We start from the raw sequence: 14,813 nt of genomic DNA, 5'->3' as shown, positions 1-14,813 counted from the left end.
ATCTATTCAAATAAAAGCACCAAAAGCCTGTAAAAGCTAAAAAAATAGTTTGAGATATTATTTTATAACGCCTATAAAATTATCATAAAAAATAAACCATTAAATATTAATAAATAATGGTTTATTTAACTTTTTAGGACATACAAGCTCAGTTCATTACTGGTGCACAATATTATATCTATATTGTAACAACTATTGACTAAACTAAAAAGTAATTTTGAAAGTAGTATATTGCCCTACTTCGCTATCAACTTGTATTGTACCGTTATAATATTCAATTATTTTTTGAGCGATTGATAAGCCTAATCCATTGCCGCCTAAGTTACGTGCACGTGATTTATCAACTCTGTAAAATCTATCGAATATAAATTCGATATCTTCCTTAGGAATCCCCATACCATGATCGGTAATCTCTATAGAAATTTGTTTATTTTTTAAATTAGTTTGAATTTGGATAAATTTATTGTTTTGATCATATTTAATGGCGTTATCAATAAAAATTATTAATATTTGTTCGAATTGGTAACGATTTATTTTAATATTTAATGGTTTGTCAAAAGGTTCAAATTTAAAAGTATATTCTGGGTGTAAGTGTTCCATTGATTTAATTCTTGAGTGAATCTCTTTGTTAATATCCACATTTTCAATTTCTCTATCATTAACAGAATTATTTTCTTTCGTTAATAATAATAATTCTTCTACTAATTTAGTAATTCGTGACATTTCTTCAAGCGAGATATCTAAAGACTCTTCTAAAATTGCAGGGTCTTTTTTGCCCCATCTTTGAATTAAATTTAAGTGACCTTGAATAATTTGTAGCGGCGTACGTAGTTCATGTGATGCATCTTCTACAAATTGACGCTGTTGATTAAATGATTCTTCTAATTGTGCCATCATCGCATTAAACGTATCGATGAGATGATCCGTTTCTTCATAGTTCGTCGGTAGTTCTAATTTTTCTTGGAAACCATCACGTCGTATTTGTCTCATTATGTTGGACATTGTTATGAGTGGTTTCGTGATTTGTGAAGAAACAATATAGCTAATCATAGCAGTTACAAGCGTTGCAATAACACCAAATGTCAATGCAACTAAATATAATGAATTTACTAACGCATTATAATTTTTTAAAGAATGAACAATGACACTATATCCACTAAATCCTTGCGCATCAATTTTATTAGTAATAATCAAATAATTTATTCCATGGTCTGTTTTTATTTCTTGGTGATGAAAATGATGTGCATCTAAATTGGGTGAAAAATTAATTGAATTATCATTAGATGTTTCTAATTTTAATTTTGCTTTATTATCATATAGCATTACTTTTTGATAATTTCCTAAAGATGCATTTAAATCTAACGGTGAAATATGGTCTATTGGTTTCGTTTCAAATAAATTATTAATGTCATTGGAACTGCGTTCAGCTTCACCGATTTCATTTTGTCTTAATGCATTACTGACATAAAAAATGATGATGATACTAAAGATCAATATAGTTGAAAATGTGATCGTCGTCGTTATTATCATCCATTGTGTTTTTAGTCTTCTTTTAGTCATCTTCTTATCACGTAACCTACTCCTCTTACCGTTTCAATATAGTTATCCATACCATAAGGTTTTAATTTATTACGCAAATAGCGAATATAGACATCTACGACATTTGTTTCAACTTCACTATCATATCCCCAAACGCCATCTAAGATTTGTTCACGCTGCATCACATGATTGATATTATTACCTAATAATAAAAGTAAGTCATATTCAGTTTTGGTTAAGCCCAATGTTTCACCATTTACTGTAACTTTAAATGCATCCTTATTAATAACCAACCCATTGATGTTTATTTCATTCTTTTTCGGTTGGCGTCTTAACATTGCACGTATGCGAGCAAGTAACTCTTCAATATCAAAAGGTTTTACAATATAATCATCAGCGCCATAATCCAAACCAGCTACTTTATCATAGGTATCACTCTTGGCAGTAATAATAATAATAGGTGTGCTTTGAGTTTGTCTAATTTGTCTACAAATTTCTAATCCATTTACATTAGGTAGCATTAAGTCTAATAAAATTAAATCATATGTATTACTTAAAGCTTTATCTAAACCTTGTTGTCCATCATATTCGATGTCAACGTCATAATTTTCGTGTTGTAGCTCTAATTCTATAAATCGTGCTAAATTTTGCTCATCTTCAACGATTAAAATTTTTGTCATACAACGAACTCCTTATCTATGTTATTAGGAAAATTGATAATTAATAATAGTTTATATCTATCATATATTATCAATTTATGTACGTAATTTGAAGTAACTTATTATTTTCAATGTGGCTTGATACCATACTTATCGTGGGTTGATAAAAAGTTTTAAAAAATTACTGAAATTTAATTGACAATGATTCTCAGTGTTGTATAATGTAATTGAAAATGATTATCAATTCCAAAAAGACATTCCCCCCACACATTTCGTTCTTTGATGGAATGATCATTTTCAGAAATATCCCCTTTTATATGCCCGTAAAAGACTAACGTTGCGAGTCAACGTAACATATCAAATCGGTTTTACTTCGGTAAAACCGGTTTTTTGTTTTTTATAGGTTCTTTATATTGTATATAGTTTTTACTAAAAAAACACGCAAACAGATTTTTAAAGACCTGCTTGCGTGTTAATAAGATATATATTTATATTTGTAGTTTATGTCGTAATATCAGTGTGCTTAATACGATACAAAAGGCGCCACCAATGATACCAGCTATTACATCTGTTGGATAATGAACACCTAGATAAACACGTGAAGCTGAAATCATAATTATAAATAATGCGCATAAACCAATTGTAAATGCTTTTGCTTTATCTTTCATGACGCGATTAGCAATATAAATTCCACTACCGAAAAAGGCAGTTGCTCCCATAGCGTGTCCGCTTGGGAAACTGAAACCAGAAATATCAATTAGGCGTAATAACGTTGGTCTTTCTCTGTCAAAAATATTTTTAAGAAGTGGGTTTAAAGTGCTAGATAAGCTCATTGCGATAACGAAAAATAGCGTTTCAATGTTGTAACGTTTTAACATTAAATATGCTACTAATAATAACGACAAGCATACCATAGCCCAAACTTCGCCAACTTTTGTAAATCCTAAAAATATAGTCGTTGTAATAAAACTCTCGGATGAATAAATGAATTCATATACTTCATTATCAATCCATTTACCCAGTCGTGATTCATGGAAAAATGCAATCACGCTAAATATTAAAGTGAAAATAATCAGTAATGAAATTCGTTTCCAGCGTGACATTGTTTATGCACCTTTCCTCTCTGAGTTATTGCAATGCATCTGTGATGATTTTATCAAATAAGTCGTGTCTTGTGTAACTTTCCTTGTAGGAATTCATTTGTTCTATAATTGTATCTCTATTATTTTCAATATCAATTAATTGTTTAGCTAATTTATCTTCTGTTAACTCATCTTCCATAATGTAGCTACCAAAACCTTTTTTAGCAAAGTTTTTCGCATTGTCGATTTGATCTCCACGAGATTGATCTAAGCCAAGTGGGATTAATAACATTGGTATTTTTAAACTTAAAAATTCATAAATCGCATTTGCTCCTGCACGACTAATGACAGTATCTGTGATAGCTAACAAATCAGTTAAATCGTCTTTCACGAATTCGAATTGACTATAACCTTCGCGATCTTGTAATTTTTCATCAAGTAAACCTTTACCAGTTAAATGAATAATTTGGTAAGTTTTTAATAAACCATCTAAATTGCCACGAATAATTTCATTTAACTTTCTACTACCTAAACTACCGCCCATAACAAGTAATACTTTTTTGTCATTCGAAAAGTTAGTTAATTGATAGCCTCTAGATTTATTTCCACTTTTTAAATCTTCTCGCACTGTTGCACCAACAAAATCTGCCTTATCTTGAGGTAAATATTTAACCGTATCCTCAAATGTTGTGTATATTTTCTTAGCAAATTTTAAAGCGATTTTATTCGCTAGTCCTGGTGTTAAATCTGATTCATGAATAATTGTAGGTATTTTAAGAGAACGCGCAGCAATTACAACAGGTACTGAGACGAAACCGCCTTTTGAGAATAATAAATCTGGCTTCTCTTTTTTTAATACTTTTCGAGCATCAAGAATACCTTTTAACACTTTGAAAACGTCTTTAATATTCTCTAAAGAAATATAACGTCTTAACTTACCACTAGAGATACTATGATAAGTAATATTAGGTAATTGTGATGCAATCATTTCCTTTTCGATACCGTTTTTCGAACCGATATAAAAAGCTTCATGACCTTGTTCAATTGCAGTTGGAATTAAACTTAAATTGACTGAAACATGTCCAACAGTACCGCCGCCGGTAAATGCAATTTTTGACATAATACAACCTCTATTCTTCTAATTTTTTATAATATGCATAAAATGGTTTACCTTTATTGAAAGGATGATAGTCCATTTCTGCTTCTCCAACTTTAGTAAAGCCAAATTTTGTGAATAAACTTTGAGCACGATAGTTTAATGCAAACGTATCAGTGATTAACATATGAACACCATGGTCTTCAGCTAAATTAACGGCAAAATCGAATAATTCAGTTGCGCCACCTTTATATTTAGGTGAGCTCGCCAATCTGTGTATTACATATGCATTGGTTCTATTTATTGGCCATTCAATTTTATCATACCATTCAGATTGATTTTGGTCGACCACAATAAAGCCGTATATTTTGCTATTTGATTCAAGGACGAACAATGATTCATTGTCAATATCATCAACGAAATGTTCGGATAAAGGATAGTGTTCATCCCACTGATTATTATTATCTTGTTGCATCACGGATTTCGCATCTTCTACGAGTAACATAATACTATCTAAGTCATGTTTTGTTGCAGTTCTAATCATTTTGTTACACCTCACCATTATATAGTTTATTTCAATTGTTTGATTACTTTATCTAACACAGATTCATCTTTATTAGCTTTTTGAACTAATTGCTGTGTGAACTTATCATTGGTTGTTTTATCAAACTTACCTGTCGTAGATAAATTATTTTTTTCTTGGAATGATTTAACAGCTTGTTGTAACTCAGAATCAAATTTTGTTGTTTTATTATCTACATTGTAACCTAATGCTTGTAGTCCTATTTTGATTGATTTTACATTTTTATTATCATCATTAAGTTGATAAGTTGTATTATTAGGAATTACAGTTAGTGATTGGTATGCAGGTTCTTTAATTTCAACATTAGGTTTTATACCTTTGCCATGTATATAGTGTTTATGAGGCGTTAACCATTTTAATTCTGTGTATTTGAGTAATGAACCATCTTTAAATTCTTTTGTCGTTTGAACAATACCTTTACCAAAGGTAGTAGTACCATAAACTTTGGCTTTATGGTAATCTTTCATCGCGCCGGTAAAGACTTCAGATGAACTAGCTGAGCCTTTATTCACTAATATAGCTACGTTCATATCTTTTGCCTCTTTTAGTGCATCGTTAGGTGCTTTGATGGATTCTGTATGTTTACCTTTTTCTAAAGAAACGACTGTTTTATTTTTGTCGATAAAGATATTTGCCATTTTAACAGCTTCGTTTAGTAAACCACCAGGATTATTTCTTAAATCCAACACGATATTTTTGACGCCTTGTTTATGTGCTTTAATGATTTGCGATTTAAGTTCAGCAGAAGTACCACTTTGGAATTTATTAATAGTAAACACGCCAACTTTTCCGTGTTTTTTATATTCTACACTTTTAACATGTATCGTATCACGTTTAATTTTAATATCATGTGATTGACCGTCACGTTCTACGGTTAGCGTTACGTTCGTACCTTTTTTACCACGTACTTTTTTCACCACATCTTCTAAAGGTTTACCTTTCACTGATTTGCCATCGACTTTCGTCACGACGTCCTTAGGTTTAATACCAGCCTTTTCTGCAGGTGAATCTTTCATCGGGCTCGTAATTTGTATTGTATTATGTTTCTTTTGCATTTCTGCGCCAATACCTACAAAGTCACCAGACACATCTTCATTGAATGATTTGGTTTGTTCTTTGGTCATATATTCAGAATATGGATCATGTAATTTGGTTACCATGCCTTTAATAGCAGCATCTGAAAGTTTTTTTGAATTTGTAGGTTTATAATATTCTTTATCTAATGTTTTATAAGCTTGTTCTATTTTTTTAACAGAAGTACGCTGCTCACTATTTAGGCCACTTGCCCAATGACTTATAGCAATAGTGGCAAAAACAGCGATAACTGCAGTAATTACGACAATGCCCACTAACATCAATATAAATGAACTTAATTTAAAATTAACTTGTTTCTTTTGTTTTTTAGCTGTTTGTTGATCTTCATTACTTTCTGACATTTCATCACTTCCTAATAGCTTATGTATATTAAACATAAATTTAATGACAATAAAAGTGGCTGGGATAGAACCTAAATAGATTTACCCCAGCCCCAATTATTCTACTGTAATATAATAATATAAATATAATGCAAATCTCAAATAATATCGTTATTTAGAAGCGTAACCATTCTAAATATTCTTCATATAAATCATCAAAAACAGACATAGATACAGTAAAATCACCGTGAGTTTCAATGTACTCAGAAAGCATATTGAAATCTTTTTCGTGTTTAGGAAAAGACAAATCATCAAATATTTGTTCTGCTAATTCACCTTTATCATTTTTACGTCCTCGTACTGTTAATGCAAATTGGTAAAATGAATAATTTTTCATTACTTCATTGTCACATCTACAATTTTAGTTTCGCCTTTTACTACGTTCGTAGCGTCTGCAAAAGTAACGGATGCTGTTTGATCTGAATTAGTAATAATAATTGGTGATGTTGTAGATTTAGCATTGTTTTGGATAAAGTCTTTATCGAATTTTAGAATTGGATCACCAACATTTACAGTTTCTCCACTTTCGACTAAAATCTCGAAACCTTCTCCATCTAATTGAACTGTATCTAAACCAATATGAACTAAAAGCTCTAAGCCATTTTCAGCTTTTAAACCGATTGCGTGTTTCGTTGGGAATACATTATCGATTTTACCATCGATTGGTGATACAACTTCACCTTCACTTGGTTTGACGCCGAAACCTTCACCCATCATTTTTTGTGCAAAAACAGGATCTGGAATATCGTCAATTTTTACGTATTCACCTGTAATAGGTGCATAAATTTCAATTTCTTTTTTCGCTTCTTGACCTTTACCAAATAATTTTTTAAACATAGTTAATTCGCTCCTTAATTTTTAAAATGTGGTATCAAATCTCCATAACCTAATTCTTCTAATTTATCATATGGGATAAATTGTACTGCTGCAGAATTAATGCAGTAACGTAAACCGCCAGATTCTTTAGGTCCGTCATTAAATACATGACCTAAATGACTATTTGAATCTTCTGATCTCACTTCAGTTCTAATCATGCCCATTGATTTGTCAACGAGTTCAATGATTTCTTCATCATCTAAAGCTTTAGAAAAACTTGGCCAGCCACAATCTGACTCGAATTTTTCTTCAGAAGTGAACAATGGTTTGCCAGATAGTTTATCTACATAAATCCCTTTATCAAAATGGTTCCAATATTCATTTTGAAATGGTGGTTCTGTACCATCTTCTTGTGTAACTAAATGTTCCATTTCTGTTAATTCATCTTTACTTTTCTTAATCATGTTGTTCCCCCCAATGCTTTTCTATAAACGCTTTTCTTCCTGAACCGCGTTGATATTGTTCATAATGTAACGGGTTCTTTTTATAATAATCTTGATGGTAATCTTCTGCTGGATAAAAGTTTTTATATGGTTTGATTGGTGTAATAACTGGTTTATCAAAAATTTGCTGCTCATTCAGTTGTTGTATTTTATGTTCGGCAGCTTTTTTCTGTTCTTCATCATGATAAAAAATAACAGGTTCATAATGTTCACCACGGTCGAAAAACTGACCCGTATTATCAGTTGGATCAAATGTTTTGAAATATATATCTAAAATATTTTCAAATGTTGTAACATCTGCATCATAAGTGATTTGCACTGCTTCTACATGACCAGTCTTATTTGTACTTACTTGTTCATAGGTAGGATTATCAATGTTTCCACCGCTGTATCCTGAGACTACATCTTTTATACCTGGATATGATGTAAATGGTTTAACTAAACACCAAAAACATCCTCCGGCTAATGTTGCATATGCCATAATAAGCCTCCTAAAATATATCTTGTCATAAAATTAACAATAAATTAAGAAATTTGCTATTAAAATGTTTGAAGTAATATTCATTTTTCAATATATAGCAGTTATGATTTCAATACGACTAAACCAATGGCACCTTGACCTGTATGTGCAGAAATAATAGGTGTAGTTGTATTTACATCAAAATCACTAAAATCGAATTCTTCAGAAAAATGTTTTTTTACTTTATCAACAAATTGCATAATATTAGCATGTGCTATACCAATTGCTTTAACATTATGATTTTCAATAAAGTGAGCAACTTCTTTTTTTAAAAATTGAATACTCGAATTTTGTGTGCGTGAATTGTGAACTAATTCAATTTTACCGTCTATTAATGTACCCACTGGTTTAATTTTAATCATATTTCCGATTAAACCTTTTGTTTTACTAATACGACCACCTTTTATGAGCTGATGTAACTGCCCAATGACCACATAGAGTTTAATATTTTTTTGTAACTCAATAACTTGTTTTTCAATATCTGCAACTGCTACTTGTTCGTTTTTCCATTCTACTATTTGTTTTATTTGATAACCAAGGCCATAAGAAATTGATTTAGAATCAATGACTGTAACTTTGCTGTCTGTCATTTGACTAGCTTGCACCGCTGTTTGATACGTGCCACTCAAACCGGAAGTCATATGAATACTAATTATTTCGGAACCATCTGCACCAAGTTTGTCATATAACTCAATGAATTTACCAATAGGAGGCTGACTTGTCTTAACATCGGCGTCAGCCTCTACCTTTTCTATAAATTCTTCGGAAGTAATATCAACTTGATCAATGTAAGATTCCCCATCAATCGTTAAATTAAGAGGAACTACATGTATATCATTATCTTGAAGGTATTGCTTAGATAAATCAGAAGTAGAATCTGTCACAATTTTCAATTCTGCCATAAGTTATCCTCCTTGTTGTCTCTTACGAACCAAATGTAAAAATGTGTGAGGTATTGTATTTTTATCGTCTAAAGTACCTGTTACAGATGATTCAACTTCCCAATCTTCAAAAGTATAAGGTGGGAAAAATGTATCGCCATTAAATTTATCTTCTATAACAGTAATATACATATCATCGACGACATCAATCATTTCTTCAAACAATGTTTGTCCCCCAAAAATGAATATATGACCAGTTAAATCATATATTTCATCAATTGAATGTATAACTTCAACACCTTCAGCTTTAAATGAAGTGTTTCTAGTCAATACAACGTTTTTTCTATTTGGCAATGGTTTACCTATAGATTCAAATGTTGCTCTCCCCATCACAAGCGTGTGACCAGTAGACAGTTTTTTAACGTGTTTTAAATCATTAGGTAAATGCCAAGGCAATTGATTGTCTATACCTATAACGCGTTGTTGGTCATGGGCGACCAATATTGAAAGTGTCATAATATCTTCCCCTAAAAATGTTTATTTATTATGGTTAAACCGCAATGGGAGCTTTTATTGCTGGATGCGATTCATAATTTTCAAGCGTCAAATCTTCATAATTTATATCGAAAAGTGATTTGTCGCTATTAATTTTAATAGTTGGTGCATTATAACTCTCGCGTTCGAGTTGTGTTTCAATTGCTTCCATATGATTGGAATAAATATGGGCATCACCAAAAGTATGAATAAATTCGCCTACTTCTAGACCACATTCGTTAGCAATTAAATGTGTTAATAAACTATAACTTGCTATATTAAATGGAACACCTAAGAAAATATCAGCACTGCGTTGATATAATTGGCAACTGAGTTTACCGTCTTGGACATAAAATTGGAACATTGTATGACATGGCGGTAATGCCATTGTATCAATTTCGGCAGGATTCCAAGCTGAAACGATATGTCTACGTGAATTAGGGTTTTGTTTGATTTGCTCGATAACATTAGCTAATTGATCAATATGATTGCCGTCTTTGTCTTGCCAATCTCGCCATTGTTTACCATAAACATTTCCTAAATCCCCGTATTTTTCAGCAAAAGCATCATCTTCTAATATTTGTTGTTTAAATTTAGCCATTTCTTCTTTATAGCGCGCGTTAAAGTTTTCGTCACTTTGAGCTCTATGTCCAAAATCTGTCATATCTGGGCCTTGATAGTCATCTGACTTAATATATTTTTCAAATGCCCACTCATTCCAAATATTGTTTTTATATTGTAATAAATATTTTATATTCGTATCACCTTTAATAAACCATAATAATTCGGTAGCAACTAATTTAAATGATACTTTTTTTGTTGTTAATAATGGGAAACCTTTGGATAGATCAAAACGTAATTGGTGTCCGAATTTAGAAATTGTACCTGTATGTGTTCGATCATCTTTTGATTTTCCTATTTCTAATACTTCTTCACATAAATCATGATAAGCTTTGTCAAAAGCATTTAACATTTAAATTCACACTCCTCTCAACAATAAAATACTTAGTATTAATAATATTGCATATTGTCATCGATTTAAAGTAATAATATAAAAAAACGCGATTGACTTAACTTGCCAATCGCGAAAAATGAATATAATAGTTAAATTTTTTTATTATTATGAACAATGTTCATCGAATGCATCTTTAATATCCATACAGATATCTTGTATGTCGCGACCTTCAATGTGTTCTCTAGGAATGAAATGTTTGAGTTCATTTCCTTTAAACAATGCATAAGAAGGACTTGAAGGGACTTGTTGTATATAATCTCTCATTTCTTGTGTAGCTTCTTTATCTTGCCCAGCAAAAACAGTAACCTTGTGTTGAGGTTTGTTGTCATTTTGTTCGGCAACAGTAACTGCTGCTGGACGTGCTAACCCGGCTGCGCAACCACAAGTTGAATTGATTACCACAAACGTCGTTTCGTCTTCTGATACATTATCCATATGTTCTTTGACTGCGTCAGGCGTTTCTAAACTAACAAAGTCGTGAGACGTTAATTCTTCTCGCATTTGTGTCGCTAATTCATTCATATATGCTTCATAAGCGTTCATATTAATACACTCCTAAGTTTTAAAATAATAATATTTGTGTGCTATTTATTGTTTCGATTGGCGATTTGTTTCCATACAGACCCTAGTGCTTCATCCCCATTTTCAATACGTGAAATTGCCATTTCTATCTGTAACTTAACTTCATATGCATCATCGTCAATATGTGCCTTCAAACTATCTAACTGTTCTGGTCCACCTTCATCAAATAAAAACATTGCCGCTCTCCAACGCACTATTTTCTGTGGATCGTCTAGTGCCTTTTCCATCTCTGGTAATGCTTGTTTAAAGCCTAAATCACTAAGACAATCACCTGCTGTGCGTCGTACGCCAGGACTTTTATCATTTAATCCTTTATATAAATAAGGTAACACTTGCTCATCTTCAAGCATACCTAAAAGCACTACCGCTTCACGTCTTAATGGTGCTTTTTCTTCGTCACTTAAAACACTGCCAAGCAATGGCAAATCTTCTAAAGTTGGTGTTGGAAATTGTTTTAATATTCGTAATCTGTCTTTCCAATTTTCAGCACTATTATACTCTTCCAAAGTGACATGGGTATATACTTTTTCAGGTACGACGATATCTGTATCTTGTGCATCTTTTACTAATTTATCTAGCTGCTCTTTTGGATACATCGCAGTAATTTCATCGCTGATTTCAGACATGATATCATCAAATTCACCGTATCTAATACCAAAGTCTTCCCACTTTCTCAAAAAGACAACATTATCATTTTCTTTTTGCGCAGCGAGCATACTATCTACGTATACTTCTGGTAATTGTTTACGCTTTTCCTCTTCGCTATTAGAAAGTTTAATTTGGTATGGGATTCCTTTAAACATTAAAACTTCAGCTTGTATTTCGCCAAAATGTTCGTCTGGTGTTGCTTCTTGGGTTTCGCCTATTTCATCATTTAAAGTAGAGGTAATTTGTGGTAACACTTCTTCCCAGTCGGCTTTAGGTTGTTTATCCACTGCTAAAAAGTCCATCACGTGAAAAATAGATTTTACATCGTCTAGAGCTAATAAATCATTTATAAATTGAGGTTGCCCTTCTTTAACAGCTGTATAAGTATTTGATTTATTATCTTCTCTTTTTTCACTTAACACTATTTTCATTGTATTTGGACTTGGTGTAGGTTCTACGCGTACTATTTCCATATATGTTACCTCCCTATTGTAAGTTATTTCCAATTTGTTTAATTTGTTTGCCAATTGAACATTCATTTATGCAAAAGTGATGTGCATACGTTTTACCATGTTCTTTTCTATTATGAGCCTTAAGCATACATTGATGGCAGTAAGTGTTCATTAAGTTATCAATTGCTGCAATAGCTTCTTTTTCAGAATAAGTTAGAATTGCTATTCACACTCCTATAGTTTAATAAATCAATATAGTATTGAGACATAATATTTAAAATGTGTAGCTATTTATTTCACTAATAATTTATTATTAGTTCAAAACAAGCAATTAACCACATTATAGCATTTGTAAGTTAGAATGTTGAATGCAAAAGGTTGTACATTGTAAAAGGTTAATATAAGTTGTAAAAAAATTAAAATAAGCTGTTCGGCTTTTTACGATATTGCATTTTACTTAGCAATCTATTAAAATTAATAAGTTGCATTTTGCGGTTTCTAAACACCCGCTTAATCAAAATTTAGGAGGAAATTAAATGTTTAACGAGTTATTTGGTATCTTTACTTTTATAGTTACCTTTGTATTATTAATTATTATGTACAGAATGTTTGGGAAACACGGATTACTTGCATGGGTAGCTATCGGGACAATTATAGCTAATATCCAAGTGATTAAAACGATTGATTTATTTTCTATCTCGGCTACTTTAGGCAATGTAATGTTCGCTTCGATTTATTTAGCCACAGATATACTTAATGATATTTATGGCCGAAAAGTAGCAAAGAGAGCCGTATGGTTAGGATTTAGTTCAACATTAGTAATGATTATTGTCATGCAACTATCATTACACTTTACCCCTTCACCAGTTGATACATCACAACACGCTTTAGAAACAATATTTAATGTTGTCCCACGAATCGCATTAGGTTCTATTATTGCCTATATTATTGGGCAACATCTTGATGTTATGATTTTCTCACTTATCAAAAAAGTATTTAGTTCAGATAGAACTTTTATTATAAGAGCTTACGGTAGTACTTTATTTAGTAATATTATAGATACAGCATTATTTGTCTTAATCGCATTTGCTGGTTCAATGCCTAACGCTGCAGTATTTGAAATTTTCATTACGACTTATGTATTGAAACTATTATCAACAATATTTAACGTACCTTTTGGTTATGTTGCAAAATCAATGTACCGTAGAGGCAAAATTACAAGTAAAGATGAAGGCTATTAAGCCGAAAAGAGATTGAAGTCATTCAATCTCTTTTTTTATTTAATAAATCAGTAATTTGTTTTAATAAAAATTCAAAGGTCGTATAACCTTCATTTTCTAAAAAGTGCCCTTCGTGCGGAACTTCTATAGTATCCATGTCTAATGAAGCAGACAATCTACGCGTCGCATCTATATTAACTATTGGATCAGCTGTTGCCCCTATTACTTTTATAGTTTGCGCGTTAATATTATCTAATGAAATATTTGTCTGTGAAATAAAGTCATCTAATTCTGGTATATTGGGTAATAATTCATTAAACCCAGAGATAAGGAATAAACCTTTTATAGTAGTTTCAGACGCATGATGTGATAAATAGTCTAGCGTAGTTATAACGCCTAGGCTATGTGCGACGATGATTGTTTCATTTGTTAATTTATGTGCTAAATAATCGTCTAGCGTTTGCGACCACGCTTTGTATTGTGGCTCTTCAGAGTTGGGAAGTGGTAGAATTTCTGTTGTGTAACCATATTCCAACATAGTGGTTTTTAACCATTGAAACCAATGGCTTTTAGTATTGGCTTTATAACCATGAATAATAAATAAGTTTTTCATTAGTATCTCCTTCACATTAAACAGTTATTAATTCAATTTATATATTACGATAGCATAATCTAAGATAATAACAGATGAACACGTCGTCAAGGCGAGTTAATTATTATCATATTTAGAAATTTGCTAAAATAAAGGTAATCTAAGTTAAGAGGTGTATATATTGGCTAAAATATATTTTGATGCAGCAACCGGAGGCAATCCTGGATTAAGTAGTTGTGCTGTCATAATCGTTACAGAAGAAGAACGATATATATTTGAAAATGATTTAGGTGTATTAGATAACCATAGCGCTGAATGGGCTGCATTTGAGTTTGCATTGCATTGTGCAATTGAGTTAAATATTGATAATGCTTTAGTCTTTACTGATTCGAAATTAATAGAAGATAGTGTTAATAGAGAGCAAGTAAAAAGTGATAAATTTAAACCTTATTTGAATAAAGCATTAAGCCTTGCAAATCATTTTGATTTAATGTTCGTTAAATGGGTTCCTCGTAATCAAAATAAAGAAGCAAATCACTATGCGCAACAAGCCTTATATAATAATACACGACAAACAAAGAAGCGGAAATGACAAGCTACGTCATCACCGCTTCTT

General features: G+C 31.6%; 19 protein-coding genes. 2 read left to right on the top strand and 17 right to left on the bottom strand.

Going from position 1 to position 14,813, the window contains the following annotated elements:
• Positions 1 to 204 precede the first annotated feature (204 nt).
• The 16 genes from ISP08_RS07070 to ISP08_RS06995 form a co-directional block, all read right to left on the bottom strand.
• Positions 205 to 1,560, bottom strand: coding sequence for a HAMP domain-containing sensor histidine kinase (locus ISP08_RS07070; protein WP_195718159.1), 1,356 nt, complete (start codon positions 1,558 to 1,560; stop codon positions 205 to 207).
• The gene (locus ISP08_RS07065) at positions 1,557 to 2,219 is read right to left on the bottom strand and encodes a response regulator transcription factor (RefSeq protein ID WP_195718158.1); all 663 of its coding nucleotides are present in this window, start codon (positions 2,217 to 2,219) and stop codon (positions 1,557 to 1,559) included. Before ISP08_RS07065 ends, ISP08_RS07070 begins: the two co-directional genes overlap by 4 nt.
• Before the next feature lie 467 nt (positions 2,220 to 2,686).
• A complete protein-coding gene (locus tag ISP08_RS07060; protein WP_195718157.1) occupies positions 2,687 to 3,301 on the bottom strand; it encodes a phosphatase PAP2 family protein in 615 nt (204 codons plus the stop codon).
• A 25-nt stretch (positions 3,302 to 3,326) separates the two neighbouring features.
• On the bottom strand, positions 3,327 to 4,400 hold the full coding sequence (locus tag ISP08_RS07055; RefSeq protein ID WP_195718156.1) for an undecaprenyldiphospho-muramoylpentapeptide beta-N-acetylglucosaminyltransferase: 1,074 nt from the start codon (positions 4,398 to 4,400) through the stop codon (positions 3,327 to 3,329).
• Between the two features lie 10 nt (positions 4,401 to 4,410).
• Positions 4,411 to 4,920: a GNAT family N-acetyltransferase gene (locus ISP08_RS07050; protein WP_195718155.1), complete on the bottom strand. Its 510-nt coding sequence runs from the start codon at positions 4,918 to 4,920 to the stop codon at positions 4,411 to 4,413.
• 26 nt (positions 4,921 to 4,946) lie between these two features.
• Positions 4,947 to 6,395, bottom strand: a complete 1,449-nt coding sequence (locus ISP08_RS07045; RefSeq protein ID WP_195718154.1) for a S41 family peptidase — start codon at positions 6,393 to 6,395, stop codon at positions 4,947 to 4,949.
• A gap of 154 nt (positions 6,396 to 6,549) precedes the next feature.
• On the bottom strand, positions 6,550 to 6,771 hold the full coding sequence (locus ISP08_RS07040) for a YozE family protein (RefSeq protein WP_048793198.1): 222 nt from the start codon (positions 6,769 to 6,771) through the stop codon (positions 6,550 to 6,552).
• Positions 6,771 to 7,271 (bottom strand): PTS sugar transporter subunit IIA, encoded by a 501-nt coding sequence (locus ISP08_RS07035; RefSeq protein WP_048793197.1) that lies wholly within the window; start codon positions 7,269 to 7,271, stop codon positions 6,771 to 6,773. The genes ISP08_RS07040 and ISP08_RS07035 overlap by 1 nt, the downstream gene beginning before the upstream one ends.
• A gap of 14 nt (positions 7,272 to 7,285) precedes the next feature.
• Positions 7,286 to 7,714: a peptide-methionine (R)-S-oxide reductase MsrB gene (gene msrB, locus ISP08_RS07030; RefSeq protein ID WP_048793196.1), complete on the bottom strand. Its 429-nt coding sequence runs from the start codon at positions 7,712 to 7,714 to the stop codon at positions 7,286 to 7,288.
• Complete coding sequence (gene msrA, locus ISP08_RS07025) at positions 7,707 to 8,234, bottom strand: peptide-methionine (S)-S-oxide reductase MsrA (RefSeq protein WP_195718153.1); 528 nt, start codon at positions 8,232 to 8,234, stop codon at positions 7,707 to 7,709. Before msrA ends, msrB begins: the two co-directional genes overlap by 8 nt.
• A 101-nt stretch (positions 8,235 to 8,335) precedes the next feature.
• A complete protein-coding gene (locus ISP08_RS07020) occupies positions 8,336 to 9,175 on the bottom strand; it encodes a DegV family protein (protein WP_195718152.1) in 840 nt (279 codons plus the stop codon).
• Positions 9,176 to 9,178: 3 nt separating this feature from the next.
• On the bottom strand, positions 9,179 to 9,670 hold the full coding sequence (locus ISP08_RS07015) for a dihydrofolate reductase (RefSeq protein ID WP_048793193.1): 492 nt from the start codon (positions 9,668 to 9,670) through the stop codon (positions 9,179 to 9,181).
• Positions 9,671 to 9,704: 34 nt separating this feature from the next.
• Positions 9,705 to 10,661 carry a thymidylate synthase gene (locus ISP08_RS07010; protein ID WP_195718151.1) on the bottom strand — a complete coding sequence of 319 codons (957 nt, stop codon included), beginning with the start codon at positions 10,659 to 10,661 and terminating at the stop codon, positions 9,705 to 9,707.
• Positions 10,662 to 10,808: 147 nt separating this feature from the next.
• Complete coding sequence (gene brxA / locus ISP08_RS07005) at positions 10,809 to 11,246, bottom strand: bacilliredoxin BrxA (RefSeq protein ID WP_048793191.1); 438 nt, start codon at positions 11,244 to 11,246, stop codon at positions 10,809 to 10,811.
• Positions 11,247 to 11,287: 41 nt separating this feature from the next.
• Entirely contained in the window at positions 11,288 to 12,406 is a 1,119-nt protein-coding gene (locus tag ISP08_RS07000; RefSeq protein ID WP_195718150.1) for a conserved virulence factor C family protein, read from the bottom strand.
• A gap of 13 nt (positions 12,407 to 12,419) precedes the next feature.
• Positions 12,420 to 12,611, bottom strand: coding sequence for a zinc-finger domain-containing protein (locus ISP08_RS06995; protein ID WP_232136061.1), 192 nt, complete (start codon positions 12,609 to 12,611; stop codon positions 12,420 to 12,422).
• A 310-nt stretch (positions 12,612 to 12,921) separates the two neighbouring features.
• Between ISP08_RS06995 and ISP08_RS06990 the strand changes: the two genes are divergently transcribed.
• On the top strand, positions 12,922 to 13,626 hold the full coding sequence (locus tag ISP08_RS06990) for a queuosine precursor transporter (RefSeq protein ID WP_048793189.1): 705 nt from the start codon (positions 12,922 to 12,924) through the stop codon (positions 13,624 to 13,626).
• A 22-nt stretch (positions 13,627 to 13,648) separates the two neighbouring features.
• Here ISP08_RS06990 and ISP08_RS06985 read toward each other — a convergent pair whose 3' ends face one another.
• Positions 13,649 to 14,218: an RBBP9/YdeN family alpha/beta hydrolase gene (locus ISP08_RS06985; protein ID WP_195718149.1), complete on the bottom strand. Its 570-nt coding sequence runs from the start codon at positions 14,216 to 14,218 to the stop codon at positions 13,649 to 13,651.
• 160 nt (positions 14,219 to 14,378) lie between these two features.
• On the opposite strand from ISP08_RS06985, the gene ISP08_RS06980 reads away from it, so the two are divergent.
• Positions 14,379 to 14,789, top strand: a complete 411-nt coding sequence (locus ISP08_RS06980) for a ribonuclease HI family protein (protein WP_195718148.1) — start codon at positions 14,379 to 14,381, stop codon at positions 14,787 to 14,789.
• Positions 14,790 to 14,813: the final 24 nt, after the last annotated feature.

The organism is Staphylococcus lloydii, assembly GCF_015775975.1.
In the GTDB taxonomy this organism is placed as follows: domain Bacteria; phylum Bacillota; class Bacilli; order Staphylococcales; family Staphylococcaceae; genus Staphylococcus; species Staphylococcus lloydii.
This window is presented reverse-complemented; position numbering and strand designations above follow the sequence as displayed.

Coding starts and splice junctions, on each gene's coding strand:
- msrB (WP_048793196.1), bottom strand. CDS start 7,714: ATGATTAAGAAAAGTAAAGATGAATTAACAGAAATGGAACATTTAGTT.
- ISP08_RS07040 (WP_048793198.1), bottom strand. CDS start 6,771: ATGAAAAATTATTCATTTTACCAATTTGCATTAACAGTACGAGGACGT.
- ISP08_RS07065 (WP_195718158.1), bottom strand. CDS start 2,219: ATGACAAAAATTTTAATCGTTGAAGATGAGCAAAATTTAGCACGATTT.
- ISP08_RS07010 (WP_195718151.1), bottom strand. CDS start 10,661: ATGTTAAATGCTTTTGACAAAGCTTATCATGATTTATGTGAAGAAGTA.
- ISP08_RS07060 (WP_195718157.1), bottom strand. CDS start 3,301: ATGTCACGCTGGAAACGAATTTCATTACTGATTATTTTCACTTTAATA.
- ISP08_RS07000 (WP_195718150.1), bottom strand. CDS start 12,406: ATGGAAATAGTACGCGTAGAACCTACACCAAGTCCAAATACAATGAAA.
- ISP08_RS07070 (WP_195718159.1), bottom strand. CDS start 1,560: ATGACTAAAAGAAGACTAAAAACACAATGGATGATAATAACGACGACG.
- ISP08_RS07035 (WP_048793197.1), bottom strand. CDS start 7,271: ATGTTTAAAAAATTATTTGGTAAAGGTCAAGAAGCGAAAAAAGAAATT.
- ISP08_RS07015 (WP_048793193.1), bottom strand. CDS start 9,670: ATGACACTTTCAATATTGGTCGCCCATGACCAACAACGCGTTATAGGT.
- ISP08_RS07020 (WP_195718152.1), bottom strand. CDS start 9,175: ATGGCAGAATTGAAAATTGTGACAGATTCTACTTCTGATTTATCTAAG.
- brxA (WP_048793191.1), bottom strand. CDS start 11,246: ATGAACGCTTATGAAGCATATATGAATGAATTAGCGACACAAATGCGA.
- ISP08_RS06990 (WP_048793189.1), top strand. CDS start 12,922: ATGTTTAACGAGTTATTTGGTATCTTTACTTTTATAGTTACCTTTGTA.
- msrA (WP_195718153.1), bottom strand. CDS start 8,234: ATGGCATATGCAACATTAGCCGGAGGATGTTTTTGGTGTTTAGTTAAA.
- ISP08_RS07055 (WP_195718156.1), bottom strand. CDS start 4,400: ATGTCAAAAATTGCATTTACCGGCGGCGGTACTGTTGGACATGTTTCA.
- ISP08_RS07050 (WP_195718155.1), bottom strand. CDS start 4,920: ATGATTAGAACTGCAACAAAACATGACTTAGATAGTATTATGTTACTC.
- ISP08_RS07045 (WP_195718154.1), bottom strand. CDS start 6,395: ATGTCAGAAAGTAATGAAGATCAACAAACAGCTAAAAAACAAAAGAAA.
- ISP08_RS06985 (WP_195718149.1), bottom strand. CDS start 14,218: ATGAAAAACTTATTTATTATTCATGGTTATAAAGCCAATACTAAAAGC.